The sequence below is a fragment of the Mesorhizobium sp. WSM4828 genome (genome assembly GCF_055811175.1).
On sequence record NZ_JBVVQK010000003.1, the window covers coordinates 40211 to 59672 of the forward strand.

At 63.2% G+C, this 19462-nt stretch carries 20 protein-coding genes; 11 read left to right on the plus strand and 9 right to left on the minus strand.

Features of this window, described 5'->3' with window-relative positions; all coding sequences use genetic code 11:
* The first annotated feature begins 38 nt into the window (after positions 1–38).
* Together AC0L2X_RS04910 and AC0L2X_RS04915 are read left to right on the plus strand one after the other, a co-directional pair.
* The gene (locus AC0L2X_RS04910; RefSeq protein ID WP_473553740.1) at positions 39–956 is read left to right on the plus strand and encodes an SMP-30/gluconolactonase/LRE family protein; all 918 of its coding nucleotides are present in this window, start codon (positions 39–41) and stop codon (positions 954–956) included.
* Positions 957–988: 32 nt separating this feature from the next.
* Entirely contained in the window at positions 989–1195 is a 207-nt protein-coding gene (locus tag AC0L2X_RS04915) for a tautomerase family protein (RefSeq protein WP_473553738.1), read from the plus strand.
* A gap of 183 nt (positions 1196–1378) precedes the next feature.
* Here AC0L2X_RS04915 and AC0L2X_RS04920 read toward each other — a convergent pair whose 3' ends face one another.
* The 8 genes from AC0L2X_RS04920 to AC0L2X_RS04955 form a co-directional block, all read right to left on the minus strand.
* Entirely contained in the window at positions 1379–1912 is a 534-nt protein-coding gene (locus AC0L2X_RS04920; RefSeq protein ID WP_473554182.1) for an NADPH-dependent FMN reductase, read from the minus strand.
* Between the two features lie 40 nt (positions 1913–1952).
* A complete protein-coding gene (locus tag AC0L2X_RS04925) occupies positions 1953–2573 on the minus strand; it encodes a pyridoxamine 5'-phosphate oxidase family protein (RefSeq protein WP_473553737.1) in 621 nt (206 codons plus the stop codon).
* A gap of 66 nt (positions 2574–2639) precedes the next feature.
* Entirely contained in the window at positions 2640–3305 is a 666-nt protein-coding gene (locus AC0L2X_RS04930) for a septation protein A (protein WP_352450269.1), read from the minus strand.
* 60 nt (positions 3306–3365) lie between these two features.
* Positions 3366–5132 carry a signal recognition particle-docking protein FtsY gene (gene ftsY / locus AC0L2X_RS04935; RefSeq protein WP_473599308.1) on the minus strand — a complete coding sequence of 589 codons (1767 nt, stop codon included), beginning with the start codon at positions 5130–5132 and terminating at the stop codon, positions 3366–3368.
* A gap of 11 nt (positions 5133–5143) precedes the next feature.
* The gene (mtaB, locus tag AC0L2X_RS04940) at positions 5144–6445 is read right to left on the minus strand and encodes a tRNA (N(6)-L-threonylcarbamoyladenosine(37)-C(2))-methylthiotransferase MtaB (protein ID WP_473553734.1); all 1302 of its coding nucleotides are present in this window, start codon (positions 6443–6445) and stop codon (positions 5144–5146) included.
* A complete protein-coding gene (gene dapF / locus AC0L2X_RS04945; RefSeq protein WP_352567356.1) occupies positions 6445–7329 on the minus strand; it encodes a diaminopimelate epimerase in 885 nt (294 codons plus the stop codon). The genes mtaB and dapF overlap by 1 nt, the downstream gene beginning before the upstream one ends.
* Before the next feature lie 282 nt (positions 7330–7611).
* Positions 7612–7773 carry a DUF1328 family protein gene (locus tag AC0L2X_RS04950; protein ID WP_031195454.1) on the minus strand — a complete coding sequence of 54 codons (162 nt, stop codon included), beginning with the start codon at positions 7771–7773 and terminating at the stop codon, positions 7612–7614.
* A gap of 70 nt (positions 7774–7843) precedes the next feature.
* On the minus strand, positions 7844–8854 hold the full coding sequence (locus AC0L2X_RS04955) for an MBL fold metallo-hydrolase (protein ID WP_473599309.1): 1011 nt from the start codon (positions 8852–8854) through the stop codon (positions 7844–7846).
* 303 nt (positions 8855–9157) lie between these two features.
* On the opposite strand from AC0L2X_RS04955, the gene AC0L2X_RS04960 reads away from it, so the two are divergent.
* Positions 9158–9697 (plus strand): protease inhibitor Inh/omp19 family protein, encoded by a 540-nt coding sequence (locus AC0L2X_RS04960; RefSeq protein WP_352493197.1) that lies wholly within the window; start codon positions 9158–9160, stop codon positions 9695–9697.
* A 144-nt stretch (positions 9698–9841) separates the two neighbouring features.
* On the plus strand, positions 9842–11044 hold the full coding sequence (gene zapE / locus AC0L2X_RS04965) for a cell division protein ZapE (protein WP_473599310.1): 1203 nt from the start codon (positions 9842–9844) through the stop codon (positions 11042–11044).
* Between the two features lie 31 nt (positions 11045–11075).
* Here zapE and AC0L2X_RS04970 read toward each other — a convergent pair whose 3' ends face one another.
* Positions 11076–11504 carry a GNAT family N-acetyltransferase gene (locus tag AC0L2X_RS04970; protein ID WP_473553726.1) on the minus strand — a complete coding sequence of 143 codons (429 nt, stop codon included), beginning with the start codon at positions 11502–11504 and terminating at the stop codon, positions 11076–11078.
* A gap of 232 nt (positions 11505–11736) precedes the next feature.
* Here AC0L2X_RS04970 and mdh point away from each other — a divergent pair, with 232 nt between their 5' ends.
* From mdh to AC0L2X_RS05005, 7 genes are all read left to right on the plus strand, one after another.
* Positions 11737–12705: a malate dehydrogenase gene (mdh, locus tag AC0L2X_RS04975; protein WP_292660644.1), complete on the plus strand. Its 969-nt coding sequence runs from the start codon at positions 11737–11739 to the stop codon at positions 12703–12705.
* 41 nt (positions 12706–12746) lie between these two features.
* Positions 12747–13940, plus strand: a complete 1194-nt coding sequence (gene sucC, locus AC0L2X_RS04980; RefSeq protein WP_473599311.1) for an ADP-forming succinate--CoA ligase subunit beta — start codon at positions 12747–12749, stop codon at positions 13938–13940.
* Between the two features lie 10 nt (positions 13941–13950).
* Entirely contained in the window at positions 13951–14505 is a 555-nt protein-coding gene (locus AC0L2X_RS04985; RefSeq protein WP_352493201.1) for a hypothetical protein, read from the plus strand.
* A gap of 4 nt (positions 14506–14509) precedes the next feature.
* Entirely contained in the window at positions 14510–14881 is a 372-nt protein-coding gene (locus tag AC0L2X_RS04990) for a cupin domain-containing protein (protein WP_473599312.1), read from the plus strand.
* A gap of 2 nt (positions 14882–14883) precedes the next feature.
* Positions 14884–15381: a DUF1579 family protein gene (locus AC0L2X_RS04995; RefSeq protein ID WP_473599313.1), complete on the plus strand. Its 498-nt coding sequence runs from the start codon at positions 14884–14886 to the stop codon at positions 15379–15381.
* 12 nt (positions 15382–15393) lie between these two features.
* Positions 15394–16296, plus strand: a complete 903-nt coding sequence (gene sucD / locus AC0L2X_RS05000) for a succinate--CoA ligase subunit alpha (RefSeq protein WP_473599314.1) — start codon at positions 15394–15396, stop codon at positions 16294–16296.
* 150 nt (positions 16297–16446) lie between these two features.
* Positions 16447–19462, plus strand: a 3016-nt coding sequence (locus AC0L2X_RS05005; protein WP_473599315.1) for a 2-oxoglutarate dehydrogenase E1 component, incomplete at its 3' end; no start/stop codon positions are given.

The window sequence follows — 19462 nt, forward strand, 5'->3', positions numbered from 1 at the left end:
GATCGCGGCTTGCCAAGCGATTGCTACCGGGAGGAACCATGGCCAGCGAATTCTACGAAGTTCTCGATCCGCGCTTTTCGCGGCTATTCAACGGCAATGCACAGGTCGACAGGCTGTTTACCGGCTGCCGATGGGCGGAAGGACCGGCCTGGTTTGCGGCCGGGCGCTATGTGGTCTGGTCCGACATCCCGAACAATCGCATGCTGCGTTACGACGAGACCGACGGCAGCGTCAGCGTGTTCCGTCAGCCGTCCGGCAATTCCAACGGCAACACCGTCGACCGGCAAGGCCGGCTGGTCACTTGCGAACATTCCGGCCGCCGCGTCAGCCGCACCGAGCATGACGGGTCGGTTGTCACCATCGCCGACAAATGGCGCGGCAAGCGGCTGAACTCGCCCAATGACGCCGTGGTCAAGTCCGACGGGTCGATCTGGTTCACCGATCCGAGCTACGGCATCGATACCGATTACGAGGGCGACAAGGCCGAAAGCGCGATCGGCGCCTGCCATGTCTACCGGGTCGATCCCGGCACCGGCGAGACCGAGGCGGTGATCACCGACATGGTCAGGCCCAACGGGCTCGCCTTCTCGCTCGACGAGAGCAAGCTCTATGTCGCCGATACCGGCCGCACGCATGGTGCGCAGAACCCGGCGCACATCCGGGTGTTCAATGTCGGCCAGGGCGGCAAGAAGGTCTCAGGCGAAAAGGTCTTTGCCGACTGCACCGCCGGCCTGTTCGACGGTTTCAGGCTGGATGCGGACGGCCGCATCTGGACCAGCGCCGCCGACGGCATCCATTGCTACGATCCCGACGGGACGCTGATCGGCAAGGTCAAGGTGCCGGAAGTCGTTGCCAATTGCGTGTTCGGCGGCAACAAGCTGAACTGCCTCTACATCGCCGGCACGACCTCGCTTTACATGGTCCGGCTCATGGTCAACGGCGCCAAAACATTTTGAGCGGCCGCCAAGCATATGCAAGGGAGGGAACCATGCCATTCGTGAATATCCGCCTGGTCAAGGAGGTGATTGCCGATGACCCGGCCGGCAAAAAGGCCGCGATCGCCGCCCAGGTGACGGCGGCCATCACCGGCGTCACCGGCCTGACCAACAATGATGTCTGGGTGGTCTTCGAGGAAGTCGCTGCACGCGACTGGTTCGTCGGCGAGACCGATGTCGAGACGCGGAGGAAGGGGTAGCGCGCCCACCTTCTCCCCTTGTGGGAGAAGGTGGATCGGCGCGATAGCGCCGAGACGCATGAGGGGTGCTGGAAGGAATGAGGCGGCGGCGATTTCAAGCAAATTGCCAAGCTGGAGCACCCCTCATCCGACCTCGCTTCGCGAGGCCACCTTCTCCCACAAGGGGAGAAGGGAAGGGCTCACTCAACACGAGCGGATGAATTCGGCAAAAGCCGAAAGGACGTTGCGCATCGCCAGCCGGTTTTCCGGTTCCGCCAGGATATCCTCCACCTCCGGCGGTCTCTTGCCGAGCAGCGCTATTTCGAGTGCTGCCTCCTCATAGAGTGCGAAAGACATTGTCCGCATGACCTCGGCCAGTGCGGCGCGGGCAAACAGCGAGCGCGGCGAGGCGTGGACCAGGATGGCCGGTTTGCCGACGGCGGCATCGCGCGACACCAGCCAGTCGAGCGCGTTCTTCAGGCCGCCTGGCATACCGTGGGCATATTCCGGGCAGGAGACGATGAGGCCGTCAGCGGCGGTGACCGCGTCGATCAGCGCCGCTGCTTGCGGCGGCGTCCGCTCGCCTTCATCGTCGGGGTTGAAAATCGGCAGCCGACCAAGCCCATCGTAGACGGAGACGTGACAGTCCGGCGGCGCGTTTTGCGCGAGTGCGGCGACCAGGGCCGAATTGGTCGAGGCGGCGCGCAGGCTGCCGGAGATGGCGAGGATATTGAGCAAAGGAATGGAGACCGGCTTGGGCGATTCGTTGCCGGGCACACTACCACATGGTCTTCCTGTATTCCTCGTCCAACCAGCGGTCGGTCGCCTCGGCCGCTTCGGCGAGCGCCAGCTGGTCGCGCAGGATCTGGCCGAGCGTGGGCAGCGTGGCGCGGTCGGACCAGCTCTCCGGCTTCCATAGTTCGGAGCGCATGAAGGCCTTGGCGCAATGCATGTAGGCAGCTTTGACCGTCACCACGACGACGCTTTGCGGTGCCTTGCCGTCGACCGCCAGCCGCTCACGCAATGCCGCATCGATGGTGATGCGGGCATCGCCATTGACACGCAGCGTTTCGTTCATGCCGGGAATGAGGAAGAGCAACCCGATCGAGGGATTGAGAAGGATGTTCTCCAGCGTGTCGAGCCGGTTGTTGCCCGGCCGGTCGGGGATGGCGATGGTCTTCTCGTCGAGCACCGTTACGAAGCCCGGCCTGTCGCCCTTCGGCGTCACATCGGCATTGCCGGCGCCGTCGGACGAGCCGATCAGCACGAACGGGCTCTTGCCGATGAAGGAACGGCAGTGGCCGTCCAATGTCTTCAGTTCCTTGCGGATCGAGCCGTCGGTCGGCCGAGGCGTCTTGTAGATCGTCCTCAACTCGTCACGTGTGGTGATGAATTCCATGCCCCTCTCCTCTTATTCTGGCGGAATTCCCTAGGGAAAGCGCTACGCGCTTTTCCTGGAATTGCTCTATTTGCCGGCCTTCTCTTCCTTGCCGGTCTTGTCCTCGAGCGAATGGCGCAGGATCAACGGCATTTGGCTTAACGTGAAGACAAGGGTAATGGGAATCGTGCCCCAGACCTTGAAATAAAGCCAGGCTTCCTCAGAAAAGTTGCGCCACACAACCTCGTTCAGGGCAGCCAGAAAAAGGAAGAAGAGCCCCCATCGGAAAGTGAGCTTGCGCCAGCCTTCGGCATCGAGATTGAAGGCGGAATCAAAGACATAGCCCAACAGCGATCTGCCAAACGCCAACCCGCCAAGCAACGTGATGCCGAACAGGCTGTTGATGATTGTCGGCTTCATGAAAGCGAAGGTCTTGTCCTGCAGCCAGAGCGCCAGCGCGCCAAACACAAACACCACGATGGCCGAGACCAACGGCATGATCGGCCAGCTGCGCGTCAAAATCCACGAAACGCTGAGCGATAGCGCCGTCGCCACCATGAAGAACGCCGTGGCAATCAGGATAGGCTCGCCGATATGGCCGAGGATCGGAAACTTCCCGACAAGCCATGCGCCGCGGATGGTGGTGAAAAAGAACACCAGGCCAGGCCCGAGTTCGAGCAGGAATTTCAGGCCCGGGTTCAACGCCCTGCGTCGCGGATCGGACGGGTCGCCTTCGAGGATGGGTGGGTTCATAGCGTCCTTCTTACGCATGATCCAATCCAAAAAGCCTGCAACTTTTCGGGATCATGCTCGTCAAGCCACGCCAGCGATCGCCCTGGCGAATTCGCTTGCGGAAAAGGGTTCGAGGTCGTCGACCTGTTCGCCGACGCCGATGAAATAGACCGGCAATTTGTGCTTTGCCGCGATCGCCACCAGAATACCGCCGCGCGCCGTGCCGTCCAGCTTGGTCATCACCAGGCCATTGACGCCGGCGACATTGCGGAAGATCTCGACCTGGTTGAGCGCGTTCTGGCCGGTGGTGGCATCGACCGTCTGCAGCACGGTGTGCGGCGCTTCCGGATCGAGCTTGCCCAGCACCCGGACGATCTTTTCCAGCTCCGCCATCAGCTCGGTCTTGTTCTGCAGCCGCCCGGCGGTGTCGATGATCAGCACGTCGGAGCCGGCCTCCTTCGCGCGCTCGAATGCGTCATAGGCGAGGCCGGCGGCATCGGCGCCGAGTTTCGAGGCAATGACCGGCGAGTTGGTACGCTCGCCCCAGATCTTCAACTGCTCGATCGCGGCTGCGCGAAAGGTGTCGCCGGCGGCGAGCATCACCGAAAGGCCGCCATCGGTGAGCTTTGCCGCCAGCTTGCCGATGGTCGTGGTCTTGCCGGTGCCGTTGACGCCGACAACCAGGATGACATGCGGCTTATGGCTGAGGTCCAGCTCCAGCGGCATGGCGACATGGGTCAGCACCTTCTCCACCTCGGCCGCCATGATGGCGCGAACTTCGGTGTCGGAGACGTCCTTGCCGTAGCGGCTGGCGGAGAGCGCGTCGGTTACGCGCAAAGCCGTCTCCATGCCGAGATCGGCGCGGATCAGCACATCTTCCAGGTCCTGCAGCGTGTCCTCGTCGAGCTTGCGCTTGGTGAAGACGCCGGCGATGTTGCCCGACAACTCCCGGGAAGAGCGGGCAAGCCCGTCTCGCATGCGCTGGAACCAGGAACGCTTCGGCGCCGGTTCGGGCGCCTTCTGCGGCTCGGCCTTCTGCTCGACCTTCTTGGTTACGGTGACTTTGCCGGGGGCGGGCTTTGGCTCTGGCGATGGTTGCGGAACGGCTTCTGGCTCGGGTGCGATCTCGGCGAGGACCGGCTTCGCCTCGACCGGCGCGGGCTGGCGGATCGGAGGCGGGATTTCGGCCGGTGGCGCTTCGGGCGCTGCGGGTGCTGGTGGCGTGACTTCGGCCGCGGGTGCCGCGTCTTGCAGAGGTTCGCGCTGCCCCTCACGCTTACCCTCTCCCCGTGATGGACGGGGAGAGGGGGGCGTTAGCGTTGTAGCTTCTTCTTCGCCGGCTTCAAAAGGAGGCTCGGCCTGCCGATCAGCCCCCTTCTCCCCGTCACTATACGGGGAGAAGGTGCCGGCAGGCGGATGAGGGGCAGCGCCAACTTCCGTGGACAGAGGCTCGGGCTGAACGATCTCCGGCTGCTCCGGCCCAGGAACTGGCTCGGAAGCGACGGGTCCGGCTCGGATCTCCTCGGCTTCCTCAGCAGGCGTTTGCGGTTCCGGCTGGATCTCTGGCTCGGGTGGAATGGTCGGCGGTGGTTCGGGCTTCGGCTCTTCCGCGGGCGCCGGTTGCGGTGCCGGAGGCAACTCTGGTTCGACTGGCGGCGGAGCTGCGGCCTCGGCCTCGGGCCGCGGCTCTTCGCGTTTCAAAAACTCCGGGACGGCCTGCTCGGCGGCCGGCTTCAGCGCTTCCAGTTCATCCCATTTGATCGGCGGCAGCGGTGCGGCCTCGTCGGGCCGCTCCTCGACGACTTCCTTCTTACCGAACGAAAATATCTTCTTGAAAAACCCAGCCATGTCTTGCGCTCTCAGGCGGCGCGGGCGGCAAGCGGCGCGGCGATCAGTCTGATACCGTCATCGCCGGCGATATCAGCCTCGACGATGTCGCCCGGCGTGCCGGCAGAGACCGCGGCCAGCGTAAACCCTTCGGTGCGGCCGAGCCCGTCGCGCTCGACCAGGATAGACTGATGCGTTCCAGCGAGCGAGGCAAGATGGCGGCGATAGGCGGCCTCGCCGGCGGCGCGCAGGCGTGCCGCGCGTTGCTTGACGACGTCGCGGCGGAGCTGCGGCATGCGCGCGGCGGGCGTGCCCTGGCGCGGCGAAAACGGGAAGACGTGGAGATGCGTCAGGCCGCATTCCTCGACGATCTCCAGCGAATTTTCGAACATGGCGTCCGTCTCGGTCGGGAAGCCGGCGATGATGTCGGCGCCGAAAACGATGCCCGGGCGCAGTTTGCGCACATCCTCGCAAAAGCGGATCGACTGGTCGCGGCTGTGCCGGCGCTTCATCCGCTTCAGGATCATGTCGTCGCCCGATTGCAGCGACAGATGCAGATGCGGCATCAGCTTCGGCTCGGTGGCTATAGCGTCCAGCAGATCGTCGTCGGCCTCGATCGAATCGATGGAGGAAAGCCGCAGGCGTTTCACATCTGGCACCTGCTTCAGGATGGTCTTGACCAATTTGCCGAGCTTCGGTGCGCCCGGCAGATCGGCGCCGAAACTCGTCATGTCGACGCCGGTCAGCACGATCTCGGCATAACCATTGCCGACGAGTCGCTTGACCTGCTCGACCACGGCGCCCATCGGCACCGAGCGCGAATTGCCGCGACCGTAAGGAATGATGCAGAAGGTGCAGCGGTGGTCGCAGCCGTTCTGCACCTGGACAAAAGCGCGCGCCCGGCCCTCGATGGCGTCGACCATGTGGGCGGCCGTCTCGCGCACCGAAAAGATATCGTTGACGCGCGCCTTCTCGGTGTCGTTGACGCCGAAATCCGGCAGCGCGCGATAGGAATGCGCCTTCAGCTTTTCCTCATTGCCGAGGACGAGATCGACCTCGTCCATGGCGACGAAATCCTGCGGGCCGGTCTGCGCAGCGCAGCCGGTAACGATGATGCGGGCAGCCGGGTTCTCACGGCGGGCTTTTCTGATCGACTGCTTGGCCTGGCGTACAGCCTCGCCTGTGACGGCGCAGGTGTTGAAGATGATGGCGCCGCCTTCGAGGCTACCAAGGCCGGCACCTTCGGCTTCACGCCGCATCACCTCGGATTCATAGGTGTTCAGCCGGCAGCCGAAGGTGACGACCTCGATACCCTTGTTGCCAGGAGCAGCCATCAGGCGGCGCTTTCGGTGTCGCGCGCCCACGCCCCGGTCGACGGATCGAAGCTGCCGGAAAATTCCCATTCGGCGGCACCGGTGAGGATGACGTGGTCGTCGTCGCGCCACAGGACATGCAGCAAGCCGCCGCCGGGCGTCATCAGCGTGACGCTGCGGCCGGTGCGCCGGGTGCGGGCCGCAGCGACCACGGCAGCGCACGCGGCCGAGCCGCAGGCCTTGGTCAGGCCGGCGCCGCGCTCCCAGGTGCGGATGGCCATAGTCTCCGGCGAAGTCACCTGCGCGATGGTGATGTTGGCGCGCTCGGGGAAGATCGGGTGGTTTTCGAGCAGCGGGCCGAAGCGCTCGAGCTCGTAGGACCAGACGTCGCGGTCGACCCAGAAGATAGCGTGCGGATTGCCCATCGAGACGACCGAAGGCGAATGCAGTACCGGCGCATCGATCGGGCCGATCTGCAGTTCGATCATGCGGGTATCGCGAAACTCCTCGGCCAGCGGGATGTCCTGCCAGCCAAAGCGCGGCTTGCCCATGTCGACCGAGATCGTTCCGTCGGCATGTTCCTCGGCATTGAGGATGCCGGCGACTGTTTCAAAAGCAAATGTCTTCTCGCCGGTCTCGGCGGCGAGCGCCTGGACGACACAGCGCATGCCGTTGCCGCAGGCTTGCGCGCTGGTTCCGTCGGAATTCAAGATGTCGATAAAAAAGGCGGTGCCCGGCGTCCTGGGGTCGTGGATCGCCATGATCTGGTCGAACCTAGTCGCCGCATCGGCATTAAGCGCGATGGCTGCCGCAGGCGTCACGCGATCGGCACGGCCGCGCATATCGGCAACGATGATTTCGTTGCCGATGCCGTTCATCTTGGCGAAAGGGGCCGCGCTTGCCATCGATCGAAAGGTCTCTTGCCGGTTTGGCGCCTATATGGCGGATAGCGGCAGAAATTACCAGCGCGGCTTAAGCTGTGTCGATATTCAGGTGATGCCGGCCTGCGAATGGCAGTTCCCTGCGCTTCCGGCCTTCGCCGGCCGAAGCACTCATGAGCGGTCGTGGCAGTTAAGGCTACGGCCGGCGTAGGCCGGTGCTCACGTACCCAAAAGTACGCTCCGCTCCGGTTCTCGGAAACCACCATTCTCGGCGCGGCCTGACCTGAATCTCAACACACCTTAGTTTCACGTCACCGCGAAGACGCCAAGCACGATCAGCAGGAAGATGATCAGCACGATACCGATGAGGATGCGTGCGCCGGTAGCGGCGGCTCCGGCCAGTGCCGGCATGCCGAGCAGGCTCGCCGCGGCCGCGATAATCAAAAGAATGATGATCCACCTGATCATGAGAGACACCTCGCAGCCGACAGGTTTGAACACCTACAAACGTCTATGTGATGCCTTAGGTTCCGCCGGGCTAGACCTCCGGCACGTCCCAGACCTCGCCCGGCCGCAAGGCGCGAAAACGTTGTCGCGGCAGGCCGGCAGCATCGAGCGCTTCGCCGAGCTTTCTGGGCGGCTCGTCGATCGGCTCGTTGGTGAGCCGGAACGTGCCCCAGTGACAGCCGGCGGCGTAGGCGGCGTTGCACAAAAGCATGCCTTGCACCGCCTCCTCCGGATCCTGGTGATGCGGCGCCATGAACCAGCGCGGCTCGTAGGCGCCGATCGGCAGGATGGCGAGGCGGAAGCCGCTGTGCTTTTGCGCCATCAGCCGGTAATTGATGCCGCCGTGGAAGCCGGTATCGCCGGCGAAATAGATCTTTGCGCCGGGTGTCTCGACGACGAAACCCGCCCACAGCGCCATGCGCCGGTCGCGGGTACCGCGGGCCGACCAGTGGTGCACCGGCTCGACATGGACGGTGACGCCATCGCCGATATCGACCCGGTCGCCCCAGTCATGCGCCGAAAGCCGCATACGGGGCACGGCAGCGCCGATGATCGTGTCGTTGCCGAGCGGCGTCAGCAGCAGCGGGTCGTGTCTTGTCTTCAGGCGCTTCAGCGTGGCGAGGTCGAGATGGTCGTAATGGTTGTGGCTGACCAGCACGAGGTCGATGGGCGGCAAATGCGAAAAGGCGATGCCCGGTGGATTGACGCGTTTCGGACCGGCGAAGGAGAGCGGCGAGACGCGTCGCGACCAGACCGGGTCGGTCAGGATGTTCAGGCCGGCTGTCTGGACGAGCAGCGAGGAATGACCGACCATGGTGAGGCGCAGCGTAGAACCATCGATGCGCTCGACCGGTCTTGCCGGTGGAAACGGGCTCGGATCCGCCGCCGGCCATTTCGAGCGTTCGCGGCTCAATTGCCATTTCAACAGATCGGCAAAGCGACCCGGCGGCCGCCCGTCGGGATTGAAGAACAAGGTGCCGTCGAAATGATCACTGGGCGGCCCGCGGTAATAGCGGTTGGCGGCTCTCTTTCTCCCGGCCAAGAAATCGGCTCCTGCAGTTTGCTGATCGCCAAGAGATAATGCCGGAGCCGACCCGCACAAGCGTTTGAGGTGACCGCCAGGGATCTGGCGCCAGCGCGCCGTATCGCATCAACCGGAGGTGCCGGCCAAACGGCCAAGGCGTAACGCAATTCAGGCAATGCGCATTTTGCGACAAATTTGCAACATTAGCGGCGCAAACCGTATTTTAACCATATCGGGTTGAAATTTCGCCACCTTCTCCATCTTGGTGAGGGGGACATTGCGCGGACGGCATCCCCAGCCGGATCCGACGGAGGTTGAAGAATGAAATTTTCGAAAACCGGCCTGCTGGCCGTATCGTTGGCCGCGCTCGTTGCGAGCGGCTGTTCAACCTCACGGTTCACATCAATGGACGAGCAGCAGCCGGCGCCGCTGGAAGCTGCGCCCGCCGGCAAGGTGACCGCAAACCAGCTGCCGCCGCCGGCAACACCCGGCCCGGCCGATCCGTCGAAATTTCCGACCGCGCCGCAGAACACCCAGGTCGCCTCGCTGCCGCCCGACGGGACGGCGCCGGCCGGTGCGGCCGACCTCACCGCGTCCAGCGTCGCCGGCGTGTGGAAGGCAAGCGTGTCCGGCCAGAGCTGTCAGGTGGCGACGCCGCAGACCAAATTCGGGTCGGGCTACCGCGCCGGACCGCTGCATTGCCCGGCGCCGCTCGACGGCATCAAATCCTGGAACGTCGCCGGCAAACAGCTGACGCTCTATGACGAGAACGGCGGCACGCTGGCACGGCTTTATTCCTCGGGCGGCGAGAAATTCGACGGCCAGACTTCCAACGGCCTGCCGATCTCGCTTACAAGGTAAGAGAACGGCCCCCATTGTTACGCAATTCCGGACGGAAAACCGCTACACACTTTTCTTGGGATTGCTCTCTTTTGTTTTTTACGCAATTCCGGACAGAAAACCGCTACACACTTTTCTTGGGATTGCTCCGGAACGACGTGACCGATGCATCTGCGTGACGGCCTCCAGACCCATGCGACCGTCAAGCAGCGCTACGACCATCTGGTCGAGACGGGCGCCATCGGGCGCGATCCGGCGCAGGAGCGGATCGCCGCTGCGCTCGACCGGCTGATCGACGAAATATCGGCAAAGCGGCTGGCGCAGAAATCAAGCGCGCTGGGGTGGCTGTTCGCCCGCAAGCGCGAGGTGCACGAGGCGGTCAAGGGCCTCTATATCCATGGCGGCGTCGGCCGCGGCAAGACCATGCTGATGGACATGTTTTTCGAGCTGCTGCCGGTGCGGCGCAAGCGCCGGGTGCATTTCAACGACTTCATGGCCGACGTGCAGGACCGCATCCAGAAGCACCGGCAGGCTCGCAAAAACGGCACGGCCAAGGAGGACGACCCGATCCCGCCGGTGGCGCGCGCGCTGGCCGAGCAAGCCTGGGTGCTGTGCTTCGACGAGTTCTCCGTCACCGACATCGCCGATGCGATGATCCTGTCCAGGTTGTTTTCGGCGTTGTTTGCCAATGGCGTGGTGCTGGTCGCCACCTCCAATGTCGCGCCGCAGGATCTCTACCGCGACGGTCTGAACCGCCAGTTGTTCTTGCCGTTTGTCGCTATCCTGGAGCGCCACGCGCAGGTGCTGGCGCTTGACGCCGACAAGGATTACCGCCTCGACAAGCTTAGCCGCATGCCGGTCTACGTCACCCCGGCCGATGCCGCCGCCGACCATGCGCTCGACGACGCGTGGGCGGTGATGACGCATGGCAGGCCGACGGCCGAGACGATGCTGACGGTGAAGGGCCGGCACGTCCTGGTGCCGCGTGCTGCCGGCGAGGCGGCGCGGTTTTCGTTCGCCGATCTCTGCGAGAGGCCGCTCGGCGCCCGCGACTATCTTGCCATTGCCAGCCGTTTCTCGACCATCTTCATCGACCATGTGCCGGTGCTCGGCGAAGGCAAGCGCAACGAAGCCAAGCGCTTCATCCTGCTGGTCGATACGCTCTACGATCATCATGTACGGCTGGTGATGAGCGCCGCGGCACCGCCGGCGCAACTCTATACCGCCAAGCGCGGCAACGAAGTCTTCGAGTTCGAGCGCACCGCATCGCGGCTGATCGAGATGCAGAGCCACGACTGGCTGGAGGACTGGGCGGAGAGGCAGAGGGCGCAGGAATCATCCACGGAGGCACGGCAGGCTCAGGCGTGAGGGATAGTACAGAAGGGGGCGCTGCCGGCGCCTATAATCGATAAACATACATGACGAACCCCTCCGCTGGCCCATGCGGCTCTCTTCGCGACTCGTAAAGTGCGCGAGCAGCAACATTGTCCGGCTCGGTGCCGACCCACGCCTCCTCACAGCCATGCTCGCGACCGAGTGCGAACATGGCGCCGAGCATCCTCGTCGCAATGCCCTGGCGTTGAAAGGCCGGCGCCACACCGACTTCGTCTATGTAGAGTTCGCTCACCTTGTCCGGGTGGCGGTGGACGACAGCTGCGCATTGGCCAACGACGATGCCGTCGGCGAGGGCCACGACCATGAAATGACCGGCCTCCATGAGATAGGCGGAGAGCCGATCCGGCCTGACCGGCTCGTCGAAGACTTCGTCGGCGACCCGCATCACAAGGGCGTCATCGCCAGGAAACAGCCTTCTGATTTCCAGTGCCATTGTGTAGAATTCCTCTAGTCGGCTTCAGAACTTTGACGTTTACGTAATTCCCGTTGTTTCTAACCGATTGAAATTACTCACTCCAAAATAATCGTTTGAATTTTTGTGCGGCCGGGGCTATTGCGTGCGGCGAATTTCGCGGTTCCGCAGCATTCCGGCCTCTTCCTCCGACGCCGTCATCAAATCGTCAAGGATTTGGGCGCCGTCATAGTCAAAGGGAAAACATCCTGACATGGCACGCAACAAGATAGCGCTCATCGGCTCGGGCATGATCGGCGGCACCCTCGCCCACATGGTCGGCCTCAAGGATCTCGGCGACGTCGTGCTGTTCGATATCGCCGAAGGCATCCCGCAAGGCAAGGGGCTGGACATCGCGCAGTCGTCGCCGGTCGATGGGTTCGACTCCAGGCTGACCGGCGTCAACGACTATGCCGGCATCGAGGGCGCCGACGTCTGCATCGTCACCGCCGGCGTGCCGCGCAAGCCCGGCATGAGCCGCGACGATCTTCTGGGCATCAATCTGAAGGTGATGGAGCAGGTCGGCGCCGGCCTCAAGAAATACGCGCCGAAAGCCTTCGTCATCTGCATCACCAATCCGCTCGACGCCATGGTCTGGGCGCTGCAGAAGTTTTCCGGCCTGCCCAAGAGCCATGTCGTCGGCATGGCCGGCGTGCTCGACAGTTCGCGCTTCCGTTATTTCCTGGCCGAGGAATTCAAGGTCTCGGTCGAGGATGTCACCGCCTTCGTGCTTGGCGGCCATGGCGATTCCATGGTTCCGATGATCCGCTATTCGACGGTTGCCGGCATCCCGCTGCCCGACCTCATCAAGATGGGCTGGACCTCGAAGGAGCGGCTCGACCAGATCGTGCAGCGTACCCGCGACGGCGGCGCCGAGATCGTCGGCCTGCTCAAGACGGGCTCTGCCTTCTATGCGCCGGCCGCCTCGGCCATCGCCATGGCCGAAGCCTATCTCAAGGACAAGAAGCGGGTGCTGCCCTGTGCGGCGTACCTCTCCGGCCAATATGGCGTCAAGAACACCTATGTCGGCGTTCCCGTGGTGATCGGCGCCGGCGGCGTCGAGCGGATCATCGAGATCGAGCTCGCGAAAAGCGAGCAGAAGATGTTCGACAGTTCGGTCGCCGCGGTGCAGGGCCTGTGCGACGCCTGCGTCAAGATCGCTCCGCATCTCGCGGCCAAGTAAGCCGGTAACCAAGCCCGCCAAGCAAGCTGGAGACATAGCGCATGAATATCCATGAATATCAGGGCAAGGCGCTGCTGAAAGGCTTTGGCGCACCCGTGGCCGAGGGCGTGCCGGTGTTCAAGGCGAGCGAGGCGGAAGCCGCCGCCAAGGCGCTGCCCGGCCCGCTCTATGTGGTCAAGAGCCAGATCCATGCCGGCGGCCGCGGCAAGGGCAAGTTCAAGGAGCTCGGCCCCGATGCCAAGGGCGGCGTCAGGCTGGCGAAGTCGGTAGCCGAGGTCGTCGCCAACGCCAAGGAGATGCTCGGCCATACGCTGGTCACCAAGCAGACCGGCCCGGCCGGCAAGCAGGTCAACCGGCTCTATATCGAGGACGGCGCCGACATCGAACGCGAGCTCTATCTGTCGATCCTGGTCGACCGCTCGGTCGGGCGCGTCGCCTTTGTCGTCTCGACCGAGGGCGGTATGGACATCGAGGCGGTCGCCCACGACACGCCGGAAAAGATCATCACCGTCGCCATCGACCCGGAAAAGGGCGTGACGGCCGACGATGTGAAGAAGCTCAACGCCGCACTGAGGCTCGACGGCGACGCCGCCAAGGATGGCGCGACCCTGTTTCCGATCCTCTACAAGGCATTTGTCGAGAAGGACATGAGCCTGCTCGAGGTCAATCCGCTGATCGTCATGAAGAGCGGCCGGCTGCGCGTGCTCGACGCAAAAGTGTCGTTCGACAACAACGCGCTGTTCCGTCACCCGGACGTGCTTGAATTGCGCGACACCACCGAAGAGGACGAGAAGGAGATCGAGGCGTCGAAATACGACCTCGCCTATGTCACGCTCGACGGCAATATCGGCTGCATGGTCAACGGCGCCGGCCTCGCCATGGCAACGATGGACATCATCAAGCTTTATGGCGCCGAGCCGGCCAACTTCCTCGATGTCGGCGGCGGCGCGTCGAAAGAGAAGGTGACGGCGGCGTTCAAGATCATCACCAAGGATCCGGCGGTCAAGGGCATCCTGATCAACATCTTCGGTGGCATCATGAAGTGCGACATCATCGCCGAAGGCGTTATCGCCGCGGTCAAGGAGGTTGGCCTGCAAGTGCCGCTGGTGGTGCGGCTGGAAGGCACCAACGCCGAGCTCGGCAAGAAGATCATCAACGACAGCGGGCTGAACGTGGTGTCGGCCGATGACCTCGATGACGCAGCCAAGAAGATTGTCGCGGCGGTGAAGGGCTGAGGGGTAGCCGATGATCTCGCCTCAACTTCTGTGCGCAATTGTGTTCGGCTGCACGGCCGTTCCGTCGCATGCGGAAGAGATTGTGGATGCTGTTCTTCTCTACAAGAACATCTGCATCGCATCGAATGGGGATTTGCTGAAGGGCGAGCAGTTGGCCATTGCGAACGGATTTTCGATTGATCCGAGCGATTCAGGAAGAAGGGCTTACACTCGCGGCGGGGCAGACTTCTCGATGCCGTTTGTTACCTTCAAACCTGCAGGATCGGAAGCAAATCGATCTGCCATCGATATTTGCCAAGTGTTTGGAAGCACGGATCGGATGTCGGAATTCGATGCTTATGCTCAGTCGCAGGGTTTGAGGGAAATCCCTAAAGAAGAGATTTTAGGCGACTTTTCGGATCAGAATTACGTGCGAGCTTTCGTCAGCAACGAATGTACCGCGCCCAGAAACGGCAGCAAATGCTTTTTTGTCGAGGCACTCGGTGATCCACCGGTGAATGGCAGGTTCACCGGTGCTTTTCGTTTCGGGATCAATTCGCCGCATTCGATGTTGGAAGAGGAATAGGCCTGTGCCTCCGCGCAAGATCAATCTCGTCGAGGCGGCGGACGCGAAGATCGCCAAGGTGTTCGATCCGCACATTGCCGGCGACGTCAACGACAGCCAGGCCAAGGTTGCCAAGTTCGGCGAAGTCTTCGATTGGCACGCGCATGACAATGAGGACGAGGCCTTCCTGGTGCTGCGCGGCCGCATTGCCATCGATTTCCGCGACGGCACGGTGGAACTTGGCAGCGGCGAGTTCATCGTCGTGCCGCGGGCGGTCGAGCACCGGCCGCGCTCGCTGAGCGAGGAGCCTGTCGTGCTGATGTTCGAGCCGGCGACGACGCTCAACACCGGCAACGCCAAAAGCGACCTTACCGTCACCGAGCTGAAGCGGCTCTGACCATGAACGCGGCACCGTTCTCCTCCCTCTCAGCCGATCACCAGCGCCTGCAGGCGCTGGTCGGTGCCTGGCGTGGCGAGGAGGAGATTTCGGGCACTCAGTGGGCCGACCCCGGCACGGCGGCTTCGGAAGTGCTGGCCGAGGCGCAATTCGGCGGCCTGTTCGTGGTGCAGCGCTATCGCCAGCGCCGCGACGGCACGGTTTCGTTCGGCTCGCACAATGTGTTCGGCTTCGATCAGCAGAACAGCCTCGTCACCATGCATCAGTTCGACTCGATGGGGCTCGTGCCGGCATCGCCCGCCACCGGCGCTTGGGACGGCAGCGAATTGGTTCTGGATCGGTCGTCGCCGCGCGGCGCGGCGCGCGTGACGTATATTTTTGACGATGCCGACACCTACCTCATGCGACTGCATTTCAAACCTGCCGGCAGCGATAGCTGGCAAGACATGGTGAGCGGCGTCTACCGGCGCGTCTCGCCATCCTCGATCAACGGTTTTTAGAAAAGGACCACCATGTCCATTCTCGTCGACAAGAACACCAAGGTGCTGGTGCAGGGCCTGACCGGAAAGACCGGCACGTTCCACACCGAGCAGGCGCTGGCCTATCACGGCACAAAAATGGTCGGCGGCATCCACCCCAAGAAGGGCGGCGAAGCCTGGACCGGCGCCAAGGGCGAGACGCTGCCGATCTTCGGCACGGTTGCCGAAGGCAAGGCCAAGACCGGCGCCAACGCTTCGGTCGTCTACGTGCCGCCGGCGGGTGCCGCCGAAGCGATCCTGGAAGCGATCGAGGCCGAGATCCCGCTGATCGTCTGCATCACCGAGGGCATACCGGTGATGGACATGATCAAGGTCAAGGCACGGCTCGACCGCTCGACATCGCGGTTGATTGGGCCGAACTGTCCCGGCGTGCTGACCCCGGACCAATGCAAGATCGGCATCATGCCCGGCAACATCTTCCGCAAGGGCTCGGTCGGCGTTGTTTCGCGCTCGGGAACGCTTACCTATGAGGCGGTGTTCCAGACCACCAATGTCGGCCTCGGCCAGACCACCGCCGTCGGCATCGGCGGCGATCCGGTCAAAGGCACGGAGTTCATCGACGTGCTGGAGATGTTCCTCGCCGACGACGAGACCAAGTCGATCATCATGATCGGTGAGATCGGCGGTTCGGCCGAGGAAGACGCCGCGCAGTTCCTCAAAGACGAGGCAAAGCGCGGCCGCAGCAAGCCGATGGCAGGCTTCATCGCCGGGCGCACGGCGCCGGCGGGCCGCACCATGGGCCATGCGGGCGCGGTCATCTCCGGCGGCAAGGGCGGCGCCGAAGACAAGATCGCGGCGATGGAATCTGCCGGCATCAAGGTTTCGCCATCGCCGGCCCGGCTCGGCACGACGCTGGTCGAGGCGATCAAAGGGTAAGGCAGTAAGGGAGTAAGGCAGTATGGCAGTAGGGGAATAGGAAGAACGGGACCGAGTGCGGCAACCGCCAGCTTTCCCTACTGCCTTACTCCCCTACTGCCCTACTCCCCTCCAAAAAACAGGAGACGGAGCGCGGCTCCGCGGACAAAAATGGCAAGACAAGATCAGGCCAACGACCAGTTTTCGCTTACCTCTTTCCTCTATGGCGGCAATGCCGATTACATCGACGCGCTCTATGCCGCCTATGAGGACGATCCCGCGTCGGTCGATCCCGAATGGCAGGACTTCTTCGCGGCGCTGAAGGACGACGCCGGCGACGTGCGCAGGAATGCCAAGGGCGCGTCATGGGCCAAGCCCTCATGGCCGATGCAGGCCAATGGCGAGCTGGTCTCGGCGCTCGACGGCAATTGGGGCCTGGTCGAAAAGCATATCGAAAAGAAGGTCAAGGACAGGGCGGTCGGCAACGGCGCAGCGCTTTCCGACGCCGACGTACATCAGGCGACGCGCGATTCCGTGCGCGCCATCATGATGATCCGCGCCTTCCGCATGCGCGGCCACCTGCACGCCAATCTCGATCCGCTCGGCATTGCCAAGCCGCTCGAGGATTATAACGAGCTGTCGCCGGAGAATTACGGCTTCACCGAAGCCGACTACGACCGGCCGATCTTCCTCGACAATGTACTCGGGCTGGAATTCGGCACCATCCGGCAGATGCTCGACATCCTGACCCGGACCTATTGCTCGACGCTCGGCGTCGAATTCATGCATATTTCCGATCCCGAGGAGAAGGCCTGGATCCAGGCGCGCATCGAGGGCACCGACAAGGAGATCTCCTTCACCGCAGCCGGCAAGAAGGCGATCCTGCAGAAGCTGGTCGAGGCGGAAGGCTTCGAGCAGTTCATCGACGTCAAGTACAAGGGCACCAAGCGCTTCGGCCTCGATGGCGGCGAATCGCTGATCCCGGCGCTGGAGCAGATCATCAAGCGCGGCGGCCAGCTCGGCATGAAGGAGATCGTGCTCGGCATGGCGCATCGCGGCCGGCTGAACGTGCTGTCGCAGGTGATGGCCAAACCGCACCGTGCCATTTTCCATGAGTTCAAGGGCGGCTCGGCCGCGCCCGACGAGGTCGAAGGCTCGGGCGATGTGAAGTACCATCTCGGTGCCTCGTCGGATCGCGAGTTCGACGGCAACAAGGTGCATCTGTCGCTGACTGCCAATCCTTCGCATCTGGAAATCGTCGACCCGGTGGTGATGGGCAAGGCGCGGGCCAAGCAGGACTATCTGTTCGGTCGCAGCCGCGAGGAGATCGTTCCGCTGGAAGAGCGCGCCAAGGTGCTGCCGCTGCTGCTGCATGGCGACGCCGCCTTTGCCGGCCAGGGCGTGATTGCCGAAATCCTCGGCCTGTCGGGCCTGCGCGGTCACCGCGTCGCCGGCACGCTGCATTTCATCATCAACAACCAGATCGGCTTCACCACCAACCCGCGCTTTTCGCGTTCGTCGCCCTATCCGTCCGATGTGGCCAAGATGATCGAGGCGCCGATCTTCCACGTCAATGGCGACGATCCGGAAGCCGTGGTCCATGCGACCAAGGTGGCGATCGAATTCCGCATGAAGTTCCACAAGCCTGTCGTGGTGGACATGTTCTGCTACCGCCGCTTCGGTCACAATGAGGGCGACGAGCCCGCCTTCACCCAGCCGATCATGTATCGCAAGATCCGCAACCAGAAGACGACGGTGCAGATCTATGCCGACCGGCTGATTTCCGAAGGCCACATCACCCAGGTCGAGTTCGAAAAGATGAAAGCCGATTGGCGGGCGCATCTCGAGCAGGAATTCGAGGTCGGCCAGCATTACAAGCCGAACAAGGCCGACTGGCTGGACGGTGCCTGGTCCGGCCTGCGCTCGGCCGACAACCAGGACGAACAGCGGCGCGGCAAGACCGCCGTTCCGGTCAAGACGCTGAAGGAGATCGGCAAGAAGCTGACCGAGGTGCCGAAGGATTTCGAGGCGCACAGGACGATCATCCGCTTCCTCGACAACCGCCGCCAGGCGATCGAGTCCGGCGAAGGCATCGACTGGTCGACGGCCGAGGCGCTGGCCTTCGGCGCCATCCTGCTCGACGGCAATCCGATCCGGCTGTCCGGACAGGATTCGGAGCGCGGCACCTTCTCGCAGCGCCATTCCGTGCTCTATGACCAGCGCGACGAGACACGCTACATCCCGCTCAACAATCTGTCGGCGGCCCAGGCCGGTTTCGAAGTCATCAACTCGATGCTGTCGGAAGAGGCCGTGCTCGGCTTCGAATATGGCTACTCGCTGGCCGAGCCGAAGGCGCTGACGCTGTGGGAAGCGCAGTTCGGCGACTTCGCCAACGGCGCCCAGGTGGTATTCGACCAGTTCATCTCGTCGGGCGAGCGCAAATGGCTCAGAATGTCTGGCCTCGTCTGCCTGCTGCCGCACGGCTATGAAGGCCAGGGGCCGGAGCACTCGTCGGCCCGGCTCGAGCGCTTCCTGCAGCTTTGCGCCGAAGACAACATGCAGGTCGCCAACGTCACGACGCCGGCCAACTACTTCCACATCTTGCGCCGGCAATTGAAGCGGGACTTCCGCAAGCCGCTGATCCTGATGACGCCGAAGTCGCTGCTGCGCCACAAGCGGGCCGTGTCGACGCTGCCGGAGATGTCGGGCGAAAGCGCCTTTCACCGGCTGTTGTGGGACGATGCCCAGCTGCTGTCGGGCCAGGCCATCAAGCTCACCAAGGATTCGAAGATCCGCCGTGTCGTGCTCTGTTCGGGCAAGGTCTATTACGACCTCTACGAGGAGCGCGAGAAGCGCGGCATCAACGACATCTATTTGCTGCGCGTCGAGCAGCTCTATCCGTTCCCGGCCAAGGCGCTGATCACCGAACTGTCGCGCTTCCGCAATGCCGAGATGGTGTGGTGCCAGGAGGAGCCCAAGAACATGGGCGCCTGGTCGTTCATCGATCCGTATCTCGAATGGGTGCTGGCGCATATCGACGCCAAGCATCAGCGGGTGCGCTATACCGGCCGGGGGGGGGGGCGCCCCCCCCCCCCGCGGGGGCGGGGGGGGGGGGCACCCCCCCCCCCCCCGCGCCGGGCCCGGCCCCGCGGGGGGGGGGACAAAAAAAGAAAACAAAAAAACACAA

Coding starts and splice junctions, on each gene's coding strand:
- AC0L2X_RS04910 (WP_473553740.1), top strand. CDS start 39: ATGGCCAGCGAATTCTACGAAGTTCTCGATCCGCGCTTTTCGCGGCTA.
- AC0L2X_RS04915 (WP_473553738.1), top strand. CDS start 989: ATGCCATTCGTGAATATCCGCCTGGTCAAGGAGGTGATTGCCGATGAC.
- AC0L2X_RS04925 (WP_473553737.1), bottom strand. CDS start 2,573: ATGGAATTCATCACCACACGTGACGAGTTGAGGACGATCTACAAGACG.
- AC0L2X_RS04930 (WP_352450269.1), bottom strand. CDS start 3,305: ATGAACCCACCCATCCTCGAAGGCGACCCGTCCGATCCGCGACGCAGG.
- ftsY (WP_473599308.1), bottom strand. CDS start 5,132: ATGGCTGGGTTTTTCAAGAAGATATTTTCGTTCGGTAAGAAGGAAGTC.
- mtaB (WP_473553734.1), bottom strand. CDS start 6,445: ATGGCTGCTCCTGGCAACAAGGGTATCGAGGTCGTCACCTTCGGCTGC.
- dapF (WP_352567356.1), bottom strand. CDS start 7,329: ATGGCAAGCGCGGCCCCTTTCGCCAAGATGAACGGCATCGGCAACGAA.
- AC0L2X_RS04950 (WP_031195454.1), bottom strand. CDS start 7,773: ATGATCAGGTGGATCATCATTCTTTTGATTATCGCGGCCGCGGCGAGC.
- AC0L2X_RS04960 (WP_352493197.1), top strand. CDS start 9,158: ATGAAATTTTCGAAAACCGGCCTGCTGGCCGTATCGTTGGCCGCGCTC.
- zapE (WP_473599310.1), top strand. CDS start 9,842: ATGCATCTGCGTGACGGCCTCCAGACCCATGCGACCGTCAAGCAGCGC.
- AC0L2X_RS04970 (WP_473553726.1), bottom strand. CDS start 11,504: ATGGCACTGGAAATCAGAAGGCTGTTTCCTGGCGATGACGCCCTTGTG.
- mdh (WP_292660644.1), top strand. CDS start 11,737: ATGGCACGCAACAAGATAGCGCTCATCGGCTCGGGCATGATCGGCGGC.
- sucC (WP_473599311.1), top strand. CDS start 12,747: ATGAATATCCATGAATATCAGGGCAAGGCGCTGCTGAAAGGCTTTGGC.
- AC0L2X_RS04985 (WP_352493201.1), top strand. CDS start 13,951: ATGATCTCGCCTCAACTTCTGTGCGCAATTGTGTTCGGCTGCACGGCC.
- AC0L2X_RS04995 (WP_473599313.1), top strand. CDS start 14,884: ATGAACGCGGCACCGTTCTCCTCCCTCTCAGCCGATCACCAGCGCCTG.
- sucD (WP_473599314.1), top strand. CDS start 15,394: ATGTCCATTCTCGTCGACAAGAACACCAAGGTGCTGGTGCAGGGCCTG.